The following is a 15,900-nucleotide window of genomic DNA, read 5'->3' on the forward strand; positions in this document are numbered from 1 at the left end:
GCAAAAGGGGGATGGAAGATGGAGCATTGCAATGAAAGCTTTATTGTAAGCATCGATCGTTTCAAGCCGCATACCTTTCATTTGGAAGAAGGAGACGGCCTCTTTATTTCGCATTCTCATGATTATGACGAATTGACTTTGGTTCTGGATGGTGAAGGCTATTACAGCTCCCCGGAACAAAACATAAAGGTAAGCGCGGGCAGCCTGATCCTGATTCCTCCCGGGCTGCATCACGGCTTTGTATGCACGAAGCCTTGGAGAGGGGTGTCCGTTCATTTCAGCCATGAACGGATCCCGCTGCAATCCCGGTTCCTGTTTCATGCCGACTATGATAGTAATCGAATTGATCATATTCAGCTCGACGAGGAAGATACACACTGGGCGGAAATCAGCTTTAGCCAGCTGGAGAAGGAATGGAGGAAGGATCGGAGCAGCATGGATTCCTTCACTATAATGAGGATCGCTTTGGAGACGGTAATCGTCCTGTTTCAGCGTTATCAAGCCCTTTCTTCCCAGTCAGCCGGAGGCAAGAATGATCAGACGATTGTACAGGAAGTACTGAAGGAAATTCACGCCAGGTTCTACAGTCAGCTTACGGTTCATGAGCTGGCCTCCAAGCATTTCGTATCGGAGAGCAATTTGCGCAAGAAGTTTACCGAAATCGTAGGCGTATCGCCAAAGCAATATATGATTAACCTGCGCATGGAAGAGGCGAAGCGTCTGCTGCGGCAGACCGATAAAGCCATTGAATCGATTTCCTCCGAGGTTGGCTTTACCTCCTCCAGCCGTTTCTATGATTTCTTCGTGAAATCGGTTGGGGTCACTCCGTTCGAATGGCGCAAGCAAAACATGAAATAACGATTCTTATGTAGCTGTCTGTTGGAGCAATGTCATTAAGTGAAGTCTATCTTAATGGCATTGCTCCAACAGACGGCTTTTTTTCGACCGTCGAAACCGATTTGGCTATTCCGTTTTTTGAACAAAAATTAAAGCGCTTTCGTAATTGTAAGTCGAGGGGAGTCTCCTAGATAATAGGAGATGCAAGGCGCAGTCATGAAGGAGCAAGAAAAGGAGAGAGTAGATGGCACAAGCTAAGACATTCCGCAACCCTATTGTTGCAAACGCTGGCGATCCATGGGTGTATAAGCATACGGACGGTTATTACTATTACATGTGCACGCGGGGGAGCTGCCTCGAACTGACGCAATCGGCCAGTTTGACCGGACTTGCAGAGGGACGCAAACAAACCATCTGGAAACCTGAGGCTGGGGGCCCGTACAGCAGCAATCTGTGGGCGCCGGAAATTCACTTCCTGAATGACAAATGGTATATCTACTATACCGCAAATGACGGAGGAGGGGATGTTTCCCGACGGATTTGCGTGCTGGAGAATGAGCAGACAAATCCGCTTGAAGGCGAATGGGTTTGGAAAGGAGCCTTGCAAACACCCGTACCCGGTCTGGATGGCACTGTTCTTCAGATGGGGGAGGAGCTGTACTTCCTGTACGCCGGTTATGGTCACTTCCCGGATTACGGATCAGCCATTTATATCATGCGGATGACGAATCCGTGGACCGTAACCGGTGAGCAGACCCTGCTGACGGCGCCAACCCTGGATTGGGAGAAGCAAGGCGGCATGGCGATTAATGAGGGCCCCGTCATGCTGAAGCGCAACGGAAAAGTGTTTCTCATTTATTCGGCCAGCACGACTTGGTCCGAGGATTATTCGCTGGGGATGCTGACCATGGAGGATTCGGCCGATCCGATGGCTGCGGGTTCCTGGACGAAAACGATGCAGCCGGTATTTAAGAAAAGCGTGGAGAACGGTGTGTACGCAACCGGACACAACAGCTTTACCAAGTCTCCCGATGATCAGGAGGATTGGATGGTTTACCATGCGCTGCACGCGCCTGGAGTAGAGACCAAGCATCGAGCGACCCGTATTCAGAAGTTTGGCTGGCATCCGGACGGAACGCCCGATTTTGGAGCGCCTTACGGGGATGCGATTGACTTGAAGGTTCCGTCGGGAGAATAAGCAACCTCTTTTTTTATCAATTAATACATCAATTCTGTAACTAAATAGTTTTTTTGCGAGATGAAACGGCGAAAAAGCTCCTGAATATGCTGAAAAGGTCGAGTTTAATCATTTTATTTCCATTATTTTAAAATGAAAACGTTGACATTAAGGGGGATAAAAATATGGGAACGATGAAGAAACGTTTGCTTAACCTGTTGCTTGTATCCGTACTGACCGGTTCCGCTCTGGCGGCCTGCAGCAACAACAATAATGATTCGAAGGAGTCCGCGGATCCGGCCGCAACAGCAGATAGCTCGCAGGCGCCGGCGGAAACGACGGCTTTCTCGGATATCAGCCCAACCATCCGCGGCAATAAAGCCCCAACCCAAGAGCAGATGGATGAAGTCAACAACACGTTAAACGATACTTATCTCGGCGACCTGTACGACGAGAAAATTCCGAGCCATTATGAAGCTTACCCTTATAAAAAGGACGTCACGCTCGACGTGTGGCTGCCGGCCGATTCGCAAATTCCGGATATGAATAATCAGGTCGTACAGAAGCAGGTTGAAAAATTAACCGGCATCAAGGTGAATTTCATTACGCCGCCGGTTGGCCAAGAAGCTGACGCGTTTACGCTGATGATGTCCTCGGGCGAGCTGCCGGACATTATTATCGAACCGGAACGTTACCCGGGCGGAATGGAAGCGGGCGTTAAAGACGGCGCTTACCTGGATTTGACGGATGACATGGATAAATACGCTCCGAACTATAGCGAATGGCGCAACTCCGATGAGACAAGAAGAAAAACAACGGTAACGGACAACGGCAAGCTGCTGGGCTTCTACGGCATCGCTCCTTATTCCGAATGGATGTGGTTCGGCATGCTGATCAAGAAGGAAGCGCTCGAGAAGACGGGGCTCGAAGTGCCGAATACGATCGACGAATGGCATGCGTTCCTGACCAAAGCGAAGGAAGCCGGTTACAGCGAACCTCTTAACTACGGTTCGACTTACGGCCAGATCTTTACCGGCATCATTAACGGCGCTTACGGCGTATGGGACTGGACGTTTATGGATGCGGACGGCAAAGTGCAATGGGGTCCCGCCCAGCCTAAGGCGAAGGACTACCTGGCCACCATGCAGCAATGGAACAAAGAGGGACTGCTGAACAAAGACTGGGCGACGGCGGACTTCAACCAGCGGATGGCGAGCGCCGTTTCGGATAAAACGGCCGTCATGATGGATTCTCCGGATACGATGTGGAGCTACTGGAAGCAGCAAAACAACATCGACTTCGTTGGCGCTTTAAACCCGGTTCTGAATGCCGGCGACAAGGCGGCTACCACCTATAAAAATTTCAAAAGAACAGGCCGCTCCGCTGCGATTACGACTCAAGCCGACGATGTGGAAGCGGCGATGAGATGGCTGGATTTTGCTTACAGCAAGAAGGGCTGGGAGATTCTGAACTACGGCGAATACGGCAAGGTGCATCTGATTGACGAGACAGGCAAGCCTTACTTCCAGCCGGAAAGCTATATTTACAAGGATCCGGACGGTCAGCCGGTGGCGACTACTCTTGTCAAATACCGCATGCACTCCTGGCCGGATATCCGCGACGAGCATAACTCCAACCCGCTGATCGTTGCAGAGGGCAGCTACTCGGGCGATATCCGGAAAACTTGGACGGAAAATATGGATACGAGCGCAGCGATGCCTCCGATCACGTTCACGACGGAAGAAGCCTCCCGCGAAGCGGAGCTTGGCAACCAGCTGTCGACGCTGCGCAATGAATATTTTGCCAAAATCATCAAGGGCCAGCTGCCGGTCGATGCCTATGACAAATTCCTGAGCGAAGCGAAGAAGATGGGGCTTGACGAGTTCCTGAGCATCCATCAGGCTGCGCTTGACCGGTATAACGCGCGGTAAATTCAGGTTAAGGTTCACACAGGAGATGAACGGGCATGGCCGTGTTGCGGACTCCGCAGTCGGCGATGCCCTACCTGGGATATAAGGCGGTGGATGCATGAGAACGGGTCAAATCATTAAAAAGGACGTTAAAAAAAATTGGTTTGTCTATATGCTGGCTGTACCGGTCATCGCATGGTTTGTTATTTTCTGCTATGGGCCGATGTGGGGACTGTTAATCGCGTTTAAGGACTTTAAGCCTCTGCTGGGCTTCTCGAACAGCGACTGGGTCGGATTGAAGCATTTTATCGATTTCTTTGAAGGTCCGTACTTCTGGCGAGTCGTCAAAAATACGCTGCTTCTTAACGCATGGGGCCTTGCCTTTGGCTTCACCGCTCCGATTGTATTGGCGTTATTGCTTAACGAAATACGCGACGGCAAGTTCAAGAAGCTGGTCCAGACGATCACTTACATGCCGCATTTTATCTCTTTGGTTGTCGTGTGCGGGATGATTCATATTTTTACGGCGGATGAAGGGGTTATTACCCAGCTGCTCCAGCTGATCACGGGTAAGGATTACACCTCCTTGCTCGGGTATTCGAGTTTCTTCAGGCCAATCTATACGTTCTCCGACATTTGGCAGACGATCGGCTGGTCCAGCATCATCTATCTCGCCGCCATGAGCTCGATCGATTCAACGCTGTACGAAGCGGCTGATATGGACGGAATCGGCAGGCTGAAGAAAATGTGGCATATTACGCTGCCGCAGATTAGCCCGGTCATCATCATCCTGTTTATCTTCGCGGTAGGCGGCATCATGGCGTCCAGCTACGAGAAGATTATCCTTCTCTACAATCCGCTTACCTATGATAGAGCCGACGTTATTGCTTCCTATGTCTACCGGAGAGGTTTGCGCGAAGCAAGCTTGAGCTATTCGACGGCCGTAGGTCTTATCAGCTCGTTGGTCAACTTTGCCCTGCTCTGGGTAACGAACAAAATCGCAAGCCGCAAATCCGAAGTGAGCTTATGGTAGAAAGGGGAGGCTATTACGATGAGATATGATTCGCTTAGCAGCAGGGCATTTGATGTCATGATCTATGTCCTGCTTACGGTATTAACAATGTGCTGCCTGTATCCGATCGTCCATATCATCTTCGCTTCCGTCAGCGACCCGGCAAGACTGGTCGCGCATAAAGGCGTGTTGTTAAAGCCGCTTGGCCTTACGATGGACGGCTACAAGCTCATTTTCAAGGATAACAGTCTATTGGTTGGCTACAAGAATACAATTTTGTATGTAGGGCTTGGAACGCTGGTGAATATGCTCATGACGATTATGGGCGCTTTTGTTCTGTCCAGGCGCGATTTGTATTTCAAGAAATATATCATGATCATCATTACCGTGACGATGTTTTTCGGCGGCGGATTGATTCCCTGGTTCTTATTAATGAAGGATATCGGTCTGTACAACAATCTGTGGGCGATGATTCTGCCTACGGCCCTGAATACTTGGAATATGATCGTGCTTCGTACCGGCTTTCAGTCGATTCCGGCCGAGCTGGAGGAGGCGGCGATTATCGACGGCTCAAGCCAGCTGAAGCTGCTCGTGAACGTTATTCTGCCGCTGTCCAAGGCGACGCTCGCCGTTATTTTCCTCTATTATCTCGTGGGCAACTGGAACTCCTGGTTTAACGCGATGGTGCTGCTGAAGGACCGGGATCAGTTCCCGCTGCAGCTATTATTGAAGGAAATTCTGGTCGCGAACGATTCCACGGCTACGACTCAGGGCAGCGCCGGCGGCGTTGTGATCGACAGCGCATCCAGCGCGACCGCTTTCCGGGAATTGGTGAAGTATTGCGCGATCGTATTTTCCACCTTGCCGATTCTAATGGTGTATCCGTTCCTGCAGAAATACTTTGTTAAAGGCGTCTATGTCGGTTCGATTAAAGGCTAATTGCAAAGGAGCTTGCTAACTTATGAAACTTACGATTCCCCGTCCCGAATATCCGCGTCCCCAGTGGGTTCGGCCTGATTGGATCAATCTGAACGGACAGTGGCAGTTCGAGATCGACCACGGCAAAAGCGGCAAGGAGCGCGGGTTCCAGGAACCCGGCTTTGAGCTCTCCGGTACGATTACCGTCCCGTTCTGCCCGGAGAGCAGGCTCTCGGGCGTAGAATACAAGGATTTTATGGCGGCGGTCTGGTACAAGAGAGAAATTACACTTCCGGATGAATGGGCAAACGGCGGGCGGATTCTGCTTCACTTTGGCGCTGTGGATTACGAAGCGGAAGTATGGGTAAACGGTACGGCGGTAGGCAGGCACCGAGGCGGTTATTCCTCCTTCAGCTTTGATGTTACGTTCGCGGTGTCGGCGGGCAGCAATGTGATTACCGTATATGCGGTAGATGATCAGCGCTCGGGGCGTCAGCCGCGTGGCAAGCAATGCGGTGGCTACTTCTCTTCGGGCTGCGATTATACCCGTACAACGGGCATTTGGCAGACAGTCTGGCTGGAACGGGTTCCGGAGACTTATTTGGCAGGGATGAAGCTTGTCCCAGATCCGGATAACGCTTGCGCGCATCTGGAGCTGCAGCTTGGCGGAAGCGGGGTTCAGGTAGGCACAACGCTGGCTGTGAACGCATCGTACGATGGGGCAACGGCCGGTTCGGCGAGTGGGACGGTATCCGGTCCGTCGGCGCGGCTTACGCTCCCATTATCGGAGGTTCATCTTTGGGAGCCGGGCAATCCGCAATTGTACGATCTGGAGATCAGTCTGGTTCGGGACGGGCAGACGCTTGATACGGTCCGATCGTATTTTGGGCTTCGCTGCGTGAAGCTGGACGGCATGGCATTCCGCATTAACGGCAATTCCGTATTCCAACGGCTTGTGCTGGATCAGGGCTTTTACCCGGATGGCGTCTATACGGCTCCAAGCGACGAGGATCTTCGCAAGGATATCGAGATCTCGATGGAGCTTGGTTTTAACGGCGCAAGGCTGCATGAGAAAATATTCGAGCCCCGTTTCCTGTATTGGGCGGATAAGCTTGGTTACCTGGTATGGGGCGAGCATGCCAACTGGGGACTGGACATCACGACTTCGGAGGGGCTGGCCGGCTTTTTGCCGGAATGGCTGGAAGGAATGGAACGGGATTTCAACCATCCGGCGCTCATTGGCTGGTGTCCGTTTAACGAGACTTGGGATAAGGACGGGACCAAGCAAAATAACGAGGTGCTCCGCATCGTCTACGAGGTGACGAAGCGGATGGACCCGACGCGTCCGGTTATCGATACTAGCGGCAATTTCCATGTCGTCACGGATATATTCGACGTCCATGATTACGACCAGAATCCGGAGACGTTTAAGGCGAGATACGAGCCGATGAAAAACGGCGGCGAAGTGTTTAATACGTTCCCTAAGAGGCAGCAGTATGAAGGCCAGCCTTATTTCGTCAGCGAATACGGCGGGATCTGGTGGAATCCGGAACAGAAGGACGAGAAGTCGTGGGGTTACGGCGACCGTCCGGTATCGGAGGAGGCGTTCATTGCCCGTTATGCGGATCTGACGGATACGCTGCTGGACCATCCTAAGATGTTCGGTTTCTGCTATACGCAGCTGTACGACGTGGAGCAGGAAGTAAACGGCTTGTATACGTACGACAGACGGGCCAAGTTCGACCCCGAGCTGATCCGCCGTATTAATAGCCGCAAGGCGGCGATAGAGGACTGATGAATGCAGGAGGCTTCCGGTAAACGGAAGTCTTTTTCCCGATTATAAGGAGGAATAGGGAGGGAGACTCTTTAATAAGTAACAGCGAGGTGATCATATGAAAAAGTTAGGTATGTTCTTCTGTGCGTGCTTGCTGCTGCTAGCCGGATGTCAGAGCTCCGCTAACGGGCTTGCTAGAGCCCAGGAAAAGATTGAGCAATCCAATCTTACATTTAAAATCCCCAAGCTGAATGGCTATGAAGCCACTTATGTTCAGCACGTTAGTCCACCAATGGATGAGAAGGGAAATGCTATTGGGGACAAGCATGAGATTCTTGTTGCTTACACCAATCATAAAGGCAAGCTGGTTAAACTGGCAGATGAACAGAAAGCAAATAAGGATATCTTATACGGACCCTATCAAGGTGAAACGTTCATAACAATAACCTATAATAGTTTCGAGTCCGATTTGGATGATAGTCAGGATATTGTAATTGACGGTGAGCAGGTTCAGAGAGCAGCTGCAGGCGACCGTGACTAGCTGGTATTTAACGGCAGGGAAGGTTCAATTACGATGGAGTATAACAAATTAGATGAAGCAGCTATAACAGGGTTGACTGAACAGGTAATCAAGGAGAATAAGTAGCTCTAACCGAGTAAGACTTCCGGTATTCCGGAAGTCTTTTTTTGATGGGTTGCGAAAGCAATGGTCTCCTACTTTAGACCTTAAGGCAGACGAGAAGAACTATTTATTTGGTAATTTTTGTCGAAGTTATTGAAATGATATATACAATATATATAATATGTCTTGTATGAAGGCCACAGCTATGATGCACGGCTAGGAGGTGGGAAGCCAGCGTTTCGTTTTCGAATTTGCAGCATCACTAATTAAACCATAAGAGGTGTGAGAACATGATTCGAAAGTTAACGGCAATCAGTCTAGCAATTGTCAGTACGCTGTCTTTCACGGCGGCAGGATCGTATGCCGATCCGCAGCCGGCTGCACAAGGATCCGCCATTTCATGGCCGGACAAACAACAGCTTCCGACCTTCAAGCAGCCCAAGCAGCTGGAGGTTGCCGACATTTATGACGCTCCGGGCGATGTGAAGCTTATGCTGTCTACCCTGCAGGGGATCGTCAACCGTAAAGAGCCCCGCATCTACCTGCTGGAGAGCAAGGAAGAAGGCAAGTTCAAATGGCTGAACGATCTGGACGTCGACTATAAAGTACGCGACGATCATTTCGATCTTTTGAAAAAGTTCCAAAAAGAAGTAAAAGGTATCATTATCTATGATCCTAACGTACCGGATTCCGTAAACGTGGCAACAACGCTGGCGGGACTTCGCGACGGCGTGGCCGTAAGCCCCGAGCTGGCCGCAAAGCTGGAAGCCGCGCCGTATAACTTCAAGGTCATCGAGGATCTTCAAGGCAAATTCAAAGATCGCGTAGATGCTTATACATGGGAGTACGAGAATTTGTGGAAGGAAACGAGCCACCGGATGCTGGTTGGCTTGAGCCCGGAAGTATCCGCTCGTCCGCCGGCGAATCAGCCGGATACTTACAAGGTTGTAGCGCAGGAGCAGACGGAAGAGCGCGATGCGAAGAACCGCAAAGTGTATGATCTCGACCTGTCGTCCTTCTTGGCGAAGCCTGATGTGTACGTGAAGTTCGGGGACGCTTTCACCCAGGATGGCTGGGGATCGGCGGTTCACGAAATTTCGGTGAAGGCCGACGGAGTAGAGATTGCTCACTTCCTGCCGGGTACGGATGCAGAGAAGCCTTACCTGTACGATCCGCAAGGCTCTCAGGTATCCTCGGGCAGCGGCGGCCACCGTTTTGCGGATGGCGGCAACTATTTCACGTATAAGTTCACGGCGCCCGCAGGCACAAAAGCTTTGACCATGTCGGTTGAGATGTGGAATGAGTACAAGGTGAGCGCAACCAACGATCAGCCGTTCTCTTCCCTGACGAAGGAGCCATACGGTTACCTGCGCGATTACGCGGTAGCCAATAAAGCAATGGTCTTCTGGCTGGATTCCAACGATCCTGCGGAGAAGGAGCTGTTCGAGAAAATCCTGTCCGATGTGAAGCCGGGAACACCGTACCTCGGATGGTTCAGCAACGATTTCCAAGGCGAGTTCAGCGGCGTTGAGGTCGCTTCGAATCATGGCGTATACGTCCTCGCGGCGGACTGGTTCAGCAATATGACCGTATTCTCCGGCACGAAGCCGGAATTCTCGAAGCCTAAGGCTCCGAAGCCGGTGAAGCTGGATAACAAGATTTACGTCACGTATACCTTCAGCGAAGGCGACAACCTGCAATACAACCAGCATAGACTGCGGAATTTGTGGGATGATCCAAAACGCGGCCAGGTGCCGATCAACTGGACTTCAAGCCCGCTGCTGTACGATGCCGCTCCTGCCATGCTGAACTACTTCTATGGCACGGCAACGGCTAACGATCAGATTATCGCCGGACCTTCCGGAGCGGGTTACTTCTACCCTGCGGCTTGGCCGGAGAAGGCTCTTACCGACTATCTGGATAATACGAAAGACTACCTGAAGAAAACCGGCATGAACATCCCTTATGTGCTTAACCGCCTGAATGGTGAAAACCTGCCGCTCAGCAAAGCGAACAATGCGGCGTACCGCGATCAATACGATGTGCCTGGCCTTTTCATCGGCTGGGATAACTTTACCAAGGCAGACATCGTAGACGGTGTTCCAACGTCCAACATTCAAGGCGTAGGCTCCGTGAACGATACGAAAAAAGCTCTCGCGGACGCGAAAGCGAAATGGGACGGCAAATCGCCGCTCTTCGTTTCCCTCGGCATCCTGGCATGGGGCATGACGCCAACGGATCTGGCGGGCGTAACGGCTCAGCTTGGCCCTGAGTACCAAGTGGTCCTCGCCGACCAATACTTCTCGCTGATCCGCGAAGCCAACGGCTTGCCGGAGAAAAAGTAACCTGGATTTATAACCAAAGACCTCCGGATCCCCGGAGGTCTTTGGTTTGTCCGCGTGTTACGAGCGACCGGCACTACCGCCTATGGTTGCTTCACGACCAACTATTTATTAATAGTATAAATTAATAATAAATGAGAAACAAATCGGCCTTTTATGAGAAAAATGAAAAAATTTCAAGCGTATTTCAGCTTTTCTGTGAAAATGTTAATCCAAACTTCATATTTGCATGTGGTACAATTACCCAGAGCATGAATGGTTCAGGGCTTTATACCTACATTTATTCAAGGAGGTATATATGATCATACATAGCATGCAAAAATCTGTGAAGATCATGTCTTGCGTAATGGCTTTAGCGCTTCTCTGGCTCAGTGCTGGACCGCTTGCAAGCGTTTCTGCGGCAGAAGCGGGCGCAACGGTTCGGGTAAACGGCGAGAACGCGAAGCTGTCAGATTCCATAATTACGCAAAAGAACAGAATGTATGTACCGGCAGCACGCATTGCCACGATGCTTGGCGCCGAGATCAGCTGGGACAGCAATAATGAAGAACTTACAATAGATACTGCCTATAACGATGAAGTTGTATTCGGAAACGGCGTACCGGTCGTGTATTTCAACGACAGCCGTTACAAGATGGACGCGGTGCCATTCATGGAGGATGGCAGAATGTATGTGACTCTCCGCCAGCTTGCAGACGTGCTCCACGCCGATCTGTCGTGGGATACCGATTCGAATACGGCAAAGCTGACCGAAGTGGACCGCGCGGCCGTAACCGAAGAATACGGTCTTGCCGAGATCAGCAAGGAATACGGAATCAGCGCCGCAGCTTTGCTCAAGCGTAACGGTTTCAACAGCAAGGATCAGGTAAAGCCCGGATCTAAATTAAAAGTCATTATCCCTTCGTTCCTGGATAATCCGGCTTCCTCTTTTACGCAAAGCGATTTAACGCTGCTTGCGAAGATTTCCCAAATCGAAGCGGGCAGAGACTCCTACGAAGGACAGCTTGCCATTGCGAATGTTATTCTGAACCGGGTGAAGGACTCCCGTTTTCCGGATTCCATTCACGATGTAATCTACTCCGGCAAGCAATTCCCGCCAGCCCACAACGGGCTGCTAGACAAGAGCAAGCCGAACGCCAGCGCGCTTCGCGCAGCGAAGGATGCCTTGAACGGGAGAAATAACGTATACGATGCCGTTTATTTCTATAATCCGAACGTCACCAGAGGGGCGTTCTGGAGCAACCTCGAGGTTGTAGCCCGGATTGGCGGACATAACTTCGCAAGATAAAAAGATAAGATACTCGATGCATCTCATTTAATGAGGTGCATTTTTTATAATCATTTTTACACCTGCACGTAATGGTATGAAACTTCCCGGTTGCTCCGGCTGCAAGAGGTCAAAAAGCATTATACAGCCATAAATAGGGAAAAATTAAGCCGTATTCGTCCGGATTCGCAGCTTTATAAATAAAAGTGATTAATATTACAGAATATCTTATAGACATTTTTCGACGAACGCATTGAACCTTGCGAAAGCCTGCGTTAGTATTAAGTATAGTAAAAAACAGAGTGTCGAAGTCGGATTTTATAGATTGATGTGAGGTGGATGTTGTTTGCAACTTCAAGTGACGAATAGTCCGTTTACGGGCGAGCAGGCAGAACTGCTTAACAAGCTGCTCCCAACTTTAACAGGATCCCAAATGCAATGGCTGAGCGGTTATTTGGCTTTTTACGGCGCGGGCAATAACACGGCTCTGGCATCGGTTGCCGCAGGAGCGGCTGTTGCAGACGCGCCTGTGACCGCACTGGCCGCAGTACCTGCGTTGCCTGCGGTTCCGCAAGGTCCTAAGGATGCAACCATTTTGTTCGGATCGCAAACAGGCAATGCGCAAAGACTTGCCGGCCGTCTGGCCGAAAAGCTGAAAGCACAAGGCTTTGACGTGACGTTGTCGGCGATGAACCAGTTCAAGACCAACAAATTAAAAGAAGTCGGTTATTTGTTTATACTCGCAAGCACGCACGGCGAAGGTGATCCGCCGGATAACGCGTTAACGTTCTACGAATTCCTGCATGGCAAACGCGCTCCCAAGCTGGAAGGCTTGAAATTCTCCGTTCTGGCTCTTGGCGACACGTCGTACGAATTCTTCTGCAAAACAGGCGCGGATTTCGATTCCCGTCTTGCCGAGCTTGGCGCAGAACGTATCGTTGACCGCGTGGATTGCGACGTTGATTTCGAAGATGCGGCAGCCGGCTGGCTTGCAGCAGTCAGCAGCGCGGTTAGCGCGGCGCCATCGGCAGCAGCGGCTCCGCAAGGAGCGGCGGTATCGGCTTCTCCGGCAGCAGCGGGCGAGTCCGAATATTCCCGTTCGAATCCGTTTATGGCCGAGGTGCTTGACAGCTTGAACCTGAATGGCAGAGGCTCCGACCGCGAGACGCGCCATTTGGAGCTGTCGCTCGAAGGCTCCGGTCTGACTTATGCCCCTGGCGATGCCGTTGGCGTATACGCGCAGAACGATCCGGCATTGGTGGACGACATCATCGCGCTTCTGAACTGGAATGCGGATGAGAAGGTTGTAACGGGCAAAGCCGGCGAGACGTCCTCGCTCCGCGATGCACTTCTCCATCATTACGAAATTACGGTATTAACGAAGCCGCTGCTGGAAAAAGCCGTTGCCTTCTCGGGCAATGCGAAGCTGGCTGAGCTTGTTAAACCGGAAAATAAAGAAGAACTGAAGGCGTATCTGAACGGACGCGATCTGCTTGACCTGCTCCGCGATTACGCGCCTTGGACGCTGAAAGCGGCAGATGTCGCAAGCCTGCTCCGCAAGCTGCCTCCGCGTCTTTATTCGATTGCAAGCAGCATCGAAGCGCATCCGGAAGAAGTGCATCTGACCATCCGCAAGGTGGAGTACGAAGCGCATGGCCGTGACCGCAAAGGCGTATGCTCGGTATTTGTATCCGAACGACTGCAGCCTGGCGACAAGCTGCCGGTGTTTATCCAGCAGAACCCGAACTTCAAGCTGCCGGCTAATCCGGAAACGCCGGTCATCATGGTTGGTCCAGGCACGGGCGTTGCTCCGTTCCGCGCATTTCTGGAAGAGCGCGAGGAATCGGGTGCCGGCGGTCAGACTTGGCTGTTCTACGGCGACCGTCACTTCGTAACCGACTTCCTGTATCAGACGGATTGGCAGCGCATGCTGAAGGACGGCGTATTGTCGAAGCTGGACGTAGCATTCTCCCGCGATTCGGACGAGAAGGTTTACGTACAGCACCGCATGCTGGAGAATGGCGCTGAGCTGTACAAGTGGCTGGAAAGCGGCGCTCATGTTTATGTGTGCGGCGACGAGAAGCATATGGCTCATGACGTTCAATCCGCGCTCCTGTCGATTATCGGCCAATACGGCGGCAAATCGCCTGAGGATGCGGCAGCTTACCTGACCGCTCTGCAAGAGCAAGGACGTTACCAACGCGACGTATACTAGGCGCTCGACCGGCAGCGCATAGCAATAGATAAGTATGGACCCATAACATGGGGCAAAGGAGCTAACAGCAATGGCAAAGAACCATAAAGTCGAGCCCGTCGGCGGACCGCCGAGCGACGTGGAGCATCTGAAACTCGAAAGTAACTATTTGCGCGGTTCGTTGACCGAGTCGCTGGCGAACCGGATTACGGGCGGCCTTCCCGAGCTGGATAACCGACTTCTGAAATTCCACGGCAGCTACATGCAGGACGACCGCGATTATCGCAACGAGCGTCAGAAGCAAAAGCTCGAGCCTTATTATCAATTTATGCTTCGCGTCGTTACGCCCGGCGGTGTCGCGACTCCGGAGCAATGGCTTCTGATGGACAGCCTGGCCGATAAATACGGGACAGGAAGCCTGAAGCTGACTACGCGTCAAGCGTTCCAGCTGCATGGCGTATTGAAATGGAACCTGAAAAAAACAATTCAAGAAATCAATGCGGCTATGCTGTCTACACTGGCTGCGTGCGGGGACGTTAGCCGTAACGTCATGTGCAATCCTAACCCGTACCAATCGGAGCTTCATAGCGAAGTGTACTACTGGTCGCAGCAGCTGACGAAGCATCTGGCGCCAAAAACGCCCGCTTACCATGAAATCTGGCTGGACGGCGAGAAGGTTGTGGACGGCGCGGAGCAAGGCGAAGTGGAACCGATCTACGGACCGGTCTACCTGCCGCGTAAGTTCAAGATCGGTATTGCGGTTCCTCCTTCGAATGACGTGGACGTGTACTCGCAGGATCTTGGGTTTATTGCCATCCTTGGCGAAGACGGCAAGCTTGCCGGCTTTAACGTCAGCGTTGGCGGCGGCATGGGCATGACGCACGGCGATACGGCGACTTACCCGCAGCTTGCCAAAGTCATCGGTTTTGTAACCCCTGATCAAGTATTGGATGTGGCGGAAAAAGTCGTGACGATCCAACGCGACTATGGCAATCGTTCCGTACGTAAATACGCTCGTTTCAAATATACGATCGACCGTCATGGCTTGCCTTGGTTCATTGACGAGCTGCATGACCGTCTCGGCTGGGAGCTTGCGCCTGCCCGCGAATTCCGCTTCGAGCATACGGGCGACCGTTACGGCTGGATCAAAGGTAAAGACGGCAAATGGAATTTGAACCTGTACGTTCAAGGCGGCCGCGTTGTTGATACGGAAGGCAATAAGCTGAGATCGGCGCTTCGCGAGATTGCCAAGATCCATACCGGAGATTTCCGTTTGACGGCTAACCAAAACCTGGTGATTGCTAACGTTTCCGCTCAGAAGAAGACGAAAATCGTTGCGCTTCTGAAGGAATTCGGCATTGCGGAAGGCTCCAACTATTCGGCGCTTCGCCGCAGCGCTTTGTCCTGCGTAGCCCTCCCGACATGCGGTCTTGCCATGGCCGAAGCAGAGCGTTATCTGCCGTCCCTGATCGACCGTCTGGAGCCAATCCTTGCTAACGCGGGACTGGCGGACCAAGAGATCAACATCCGGATGACAGGCTGCCCGAACGGCTGCGCGCGTCCGGCGCTTGGCGAAATTTCCTTTATCGGCAAATCGCCCGGCAAATACAACATGTACATGGGTGCCGGCTTCGCGGGCGACCGCCTCAGCAAGATGTACAAAGAAAATATCGGCGAAGACGAAATCGTTGATACCCTTGCGCCAATCATTAACCGGTATGCGGCCGAGCGCAACCAAGGCGAGAATTTCGGCGACTTTGTCATCCGTGCGGGTTATGTGAAGGCTGTAACGGACGGAACGAATTTCCACGAATAAAAGCAAAGCGGTGCAGAGAATAAACTCTGCA

At 51.8% G+C, this 15,900-nt stretch carries 11 protein-coding genes; all 11 read left to right on the forward strand.

Annotated elements, in window-relative coordinates; all coding sequences use genetic code 11:
• The first annotated feature begins 18 nt into the window (after positions 1-18).
• The 11 genes from FHT67_RS02425 (at position 19) to cysI (ending at position 15,869) form a co-directional block, all read left to right on the forward strand.
• A complete protein-coding gene (locus FHT67_RS02425; protein ID WP_167195325.1) occupies positions 19-858 on the forward strand; it encodes a helix-turn-helix transcriptional regulator in 840 nt (279 codons plus the stop codon).
• Positions 859-1,081: 223 nt separating this feature from the next.
• Positions 1,082-2,035, forward strand: a complete 954-nt coding sequence (locus FHT67_RS02430) for a glycoside hydrolase family 43 protein (protein ID WP_167195328.1) — start codon at positions 1,082-1,084, stop codon at positions 2,033-2,035.
• 164 nt (positions 2,036-2,199) lie between these two features.
• On the forward strand, positions 2,200-3,945 hold the full coding sequence (locus tag FHT67_RS02435) for a type 2 periplasmic-binding domain-containing protein (protein ID WP_132303563.1): 1,746 nt from the start codon (positions 2,200-2,202) through the stop codon (positions 3,943-3,945).
• Positions 3,946-4,042: 97 nt separating this feature from the next.
• Positions 4,043-4,957, forward strand: a complete 915-nt coding sequence (locus FHT67_RS02440) for an ABC transporter permease (protein ID WP_132303565.1) — start codon at positions 4,043-4,045, stop codon at positions 4,955-4,957.
• A gap of 18 nt (positions 4,958-4,975) precedes the next feature.
• A complete protein-coding gene (locus tag FHT67_RS02445; RefSeq protein WP_167195331.1) occupies positions 4,976-5,875 on the forward strand; it encodes a carbohydrate ABC transporter permease in 900 nt (299 codons plus the stop codon).
• Positions 5,876-5,897: 22 nt separating this feature from the next.
• Positions 5,898-7,649, forward strand: coding sequence for a glycoside hydrolase family 2 protein (locus FHT67_RS02450; protein WP_167195334.1), 1,752 nt, complete (start codon positions 5,898-5,900; stop codon positions 7,647-7,649).
• Between the two features lie 97 nt (positions 7,650-7,746).
• Positions 7,747-8,169: a hypothetical protein gene (locus FHT67_RS02455; protein ID WP_167195337.1), complete on the forward strand. Its 423-nt coding sequence runs from the start codon at positions 7,747-7,749 to the stop codon at positions 8,167-8,169.
• Positions 8,170-8,540: 371 nt separating this feature from the next.
• The gene (locus FHT67_RS02460; protein WP_167195340.1) at positions 8,541-10,595 is read left to right on the forward strand and encodes a GxGYxYP domain-containing protein; all 2,055 of its coding nucleotides are present in this window, start codon (positions 8,541-8,543) and stop codon (positions 10,593-10,595) included.
• A gap of 310 nt (positions 10,596-10,905) precedes the next feature.
• Positions 10,906-11,880 carry a cell wall hydrolase gene (locus FHT67_RS02465; RefSeq protein ID WP_243866877.1) on the forward strand — a complete coding sequence of 325 codons (975 nt, stop codon included), beginning with the start codon at positions 10,906-10,908 and terminating at the stop codon, positions 11,878-11,880.
• A 325-nt stretch (positions 11,881-12,205) separates the two neighbouring features.
• Positions 12,206-14,074 (forward strand): assimilatory sulfite reductase (NADPH) flavoprotein subunit, encoded by a 1,869-nt coding sequence (locus tag FHT67_RS02470; RefSeq protein WP_167195347.1) that lies wholly within the window; start codon positions 12,206-12,208, stop codon positions 14,072-14,074.
• A 70-nt stretch (positions 14,075-14,144) separates the two neighbouring features.
• Positions 14,145-15,869, forward strand: coding sequence for an assimilatory sulfite reductase (NADPH) hemoprotein subunit (gene cysI / locus FHT67_RS02475; protein ID WP_167195350.1), 1,725 nt, complete (start codon positions 14,145-14,147; stop codon positions 15,867-15,869).
• Positions 15,870-15,900: the final 31 nt, after the last annotated feature.

The sequence above is a fragment of the Paenibacillus sp. BK720 genome (genome assembly GCF_011761545.1).
Lineage (GTDB): Bacteria > Bacillota > Bacilli > Paenibacillales > Paenibacillaceae > Pristimantibacillus.

Bases quoted from the DNA above. Each gene is read 5' to 3' on its own strand.
- FHT67_RS02425 (WP_167195325.1), top strand. From the start codon at position 19: ATGGAGCATTGCAATGAAAGCTTTATTGTAAGCATCGATCGTTTCAAG.
- FHT67_RS02430 (WP_167195328.1), top strand. From the start codon at position 1,082: ATGGCACAAGCTAAGACATTCCGCAACCCTATTGTTGCAAACGCTGGC.
- FHT67_RS02435 (WP_132303563.1), top strand. From the start codon at position 2,200: ATGGGAACGATGAAGAAACGTTTGCTTAACCTGTTGCTTGTATCCGTA.
- FHT67_RS02440 (WP_132303565.1), top strand. From the start codon at position 4,043: ATGAGAACGGGTCAAATCATTAAAAAGGACGTTAAAAAAAATTGGTTT.
- FHT67_RS02445 (WP_167195331.1), top strand. From the start codon at position 4,976: ATGAGATATGATTCGCTTAGCAGCAGGGCATTTGATGTCATGATCTAT.
- FHT67_RS02450 (WP_167195334.1), top strand. From the start codon at position 5,898: ATGAAACTTACGATTCCCCGTCCCGAATATCCGCGTCCCCAGTGGGTT.
- FHT67_RS02455 (WP_167195337.1), top strand. From the start codon at position 7,747: ATGAAAAAGTTAGGTATGTTCTTCTGTGCGTGCTTGCTGCTGCTAGCC.
- FHT67_RS02460 (WP_167195340.1), top strand. From the start codon at position 8,541: ATGATTCGAAAGTTAACGGCAATCAGTCTAGCAATTGTCAGTACGCTG.
- FHT67_RS02465 (WP_243866877.1), top strand. From the start codon at position 10,906: ATGCAAAAATCTGTGAAGATCATGTCTTGCGTAATGGCTTTAGCGCTT.
- cysI (WP_167195350.1), top strand. From the start codon at position 14,145: ATGGCAAAGAACCATAAAGTCGAGCCCGTCGGCGGACCGCCGAGCGAC.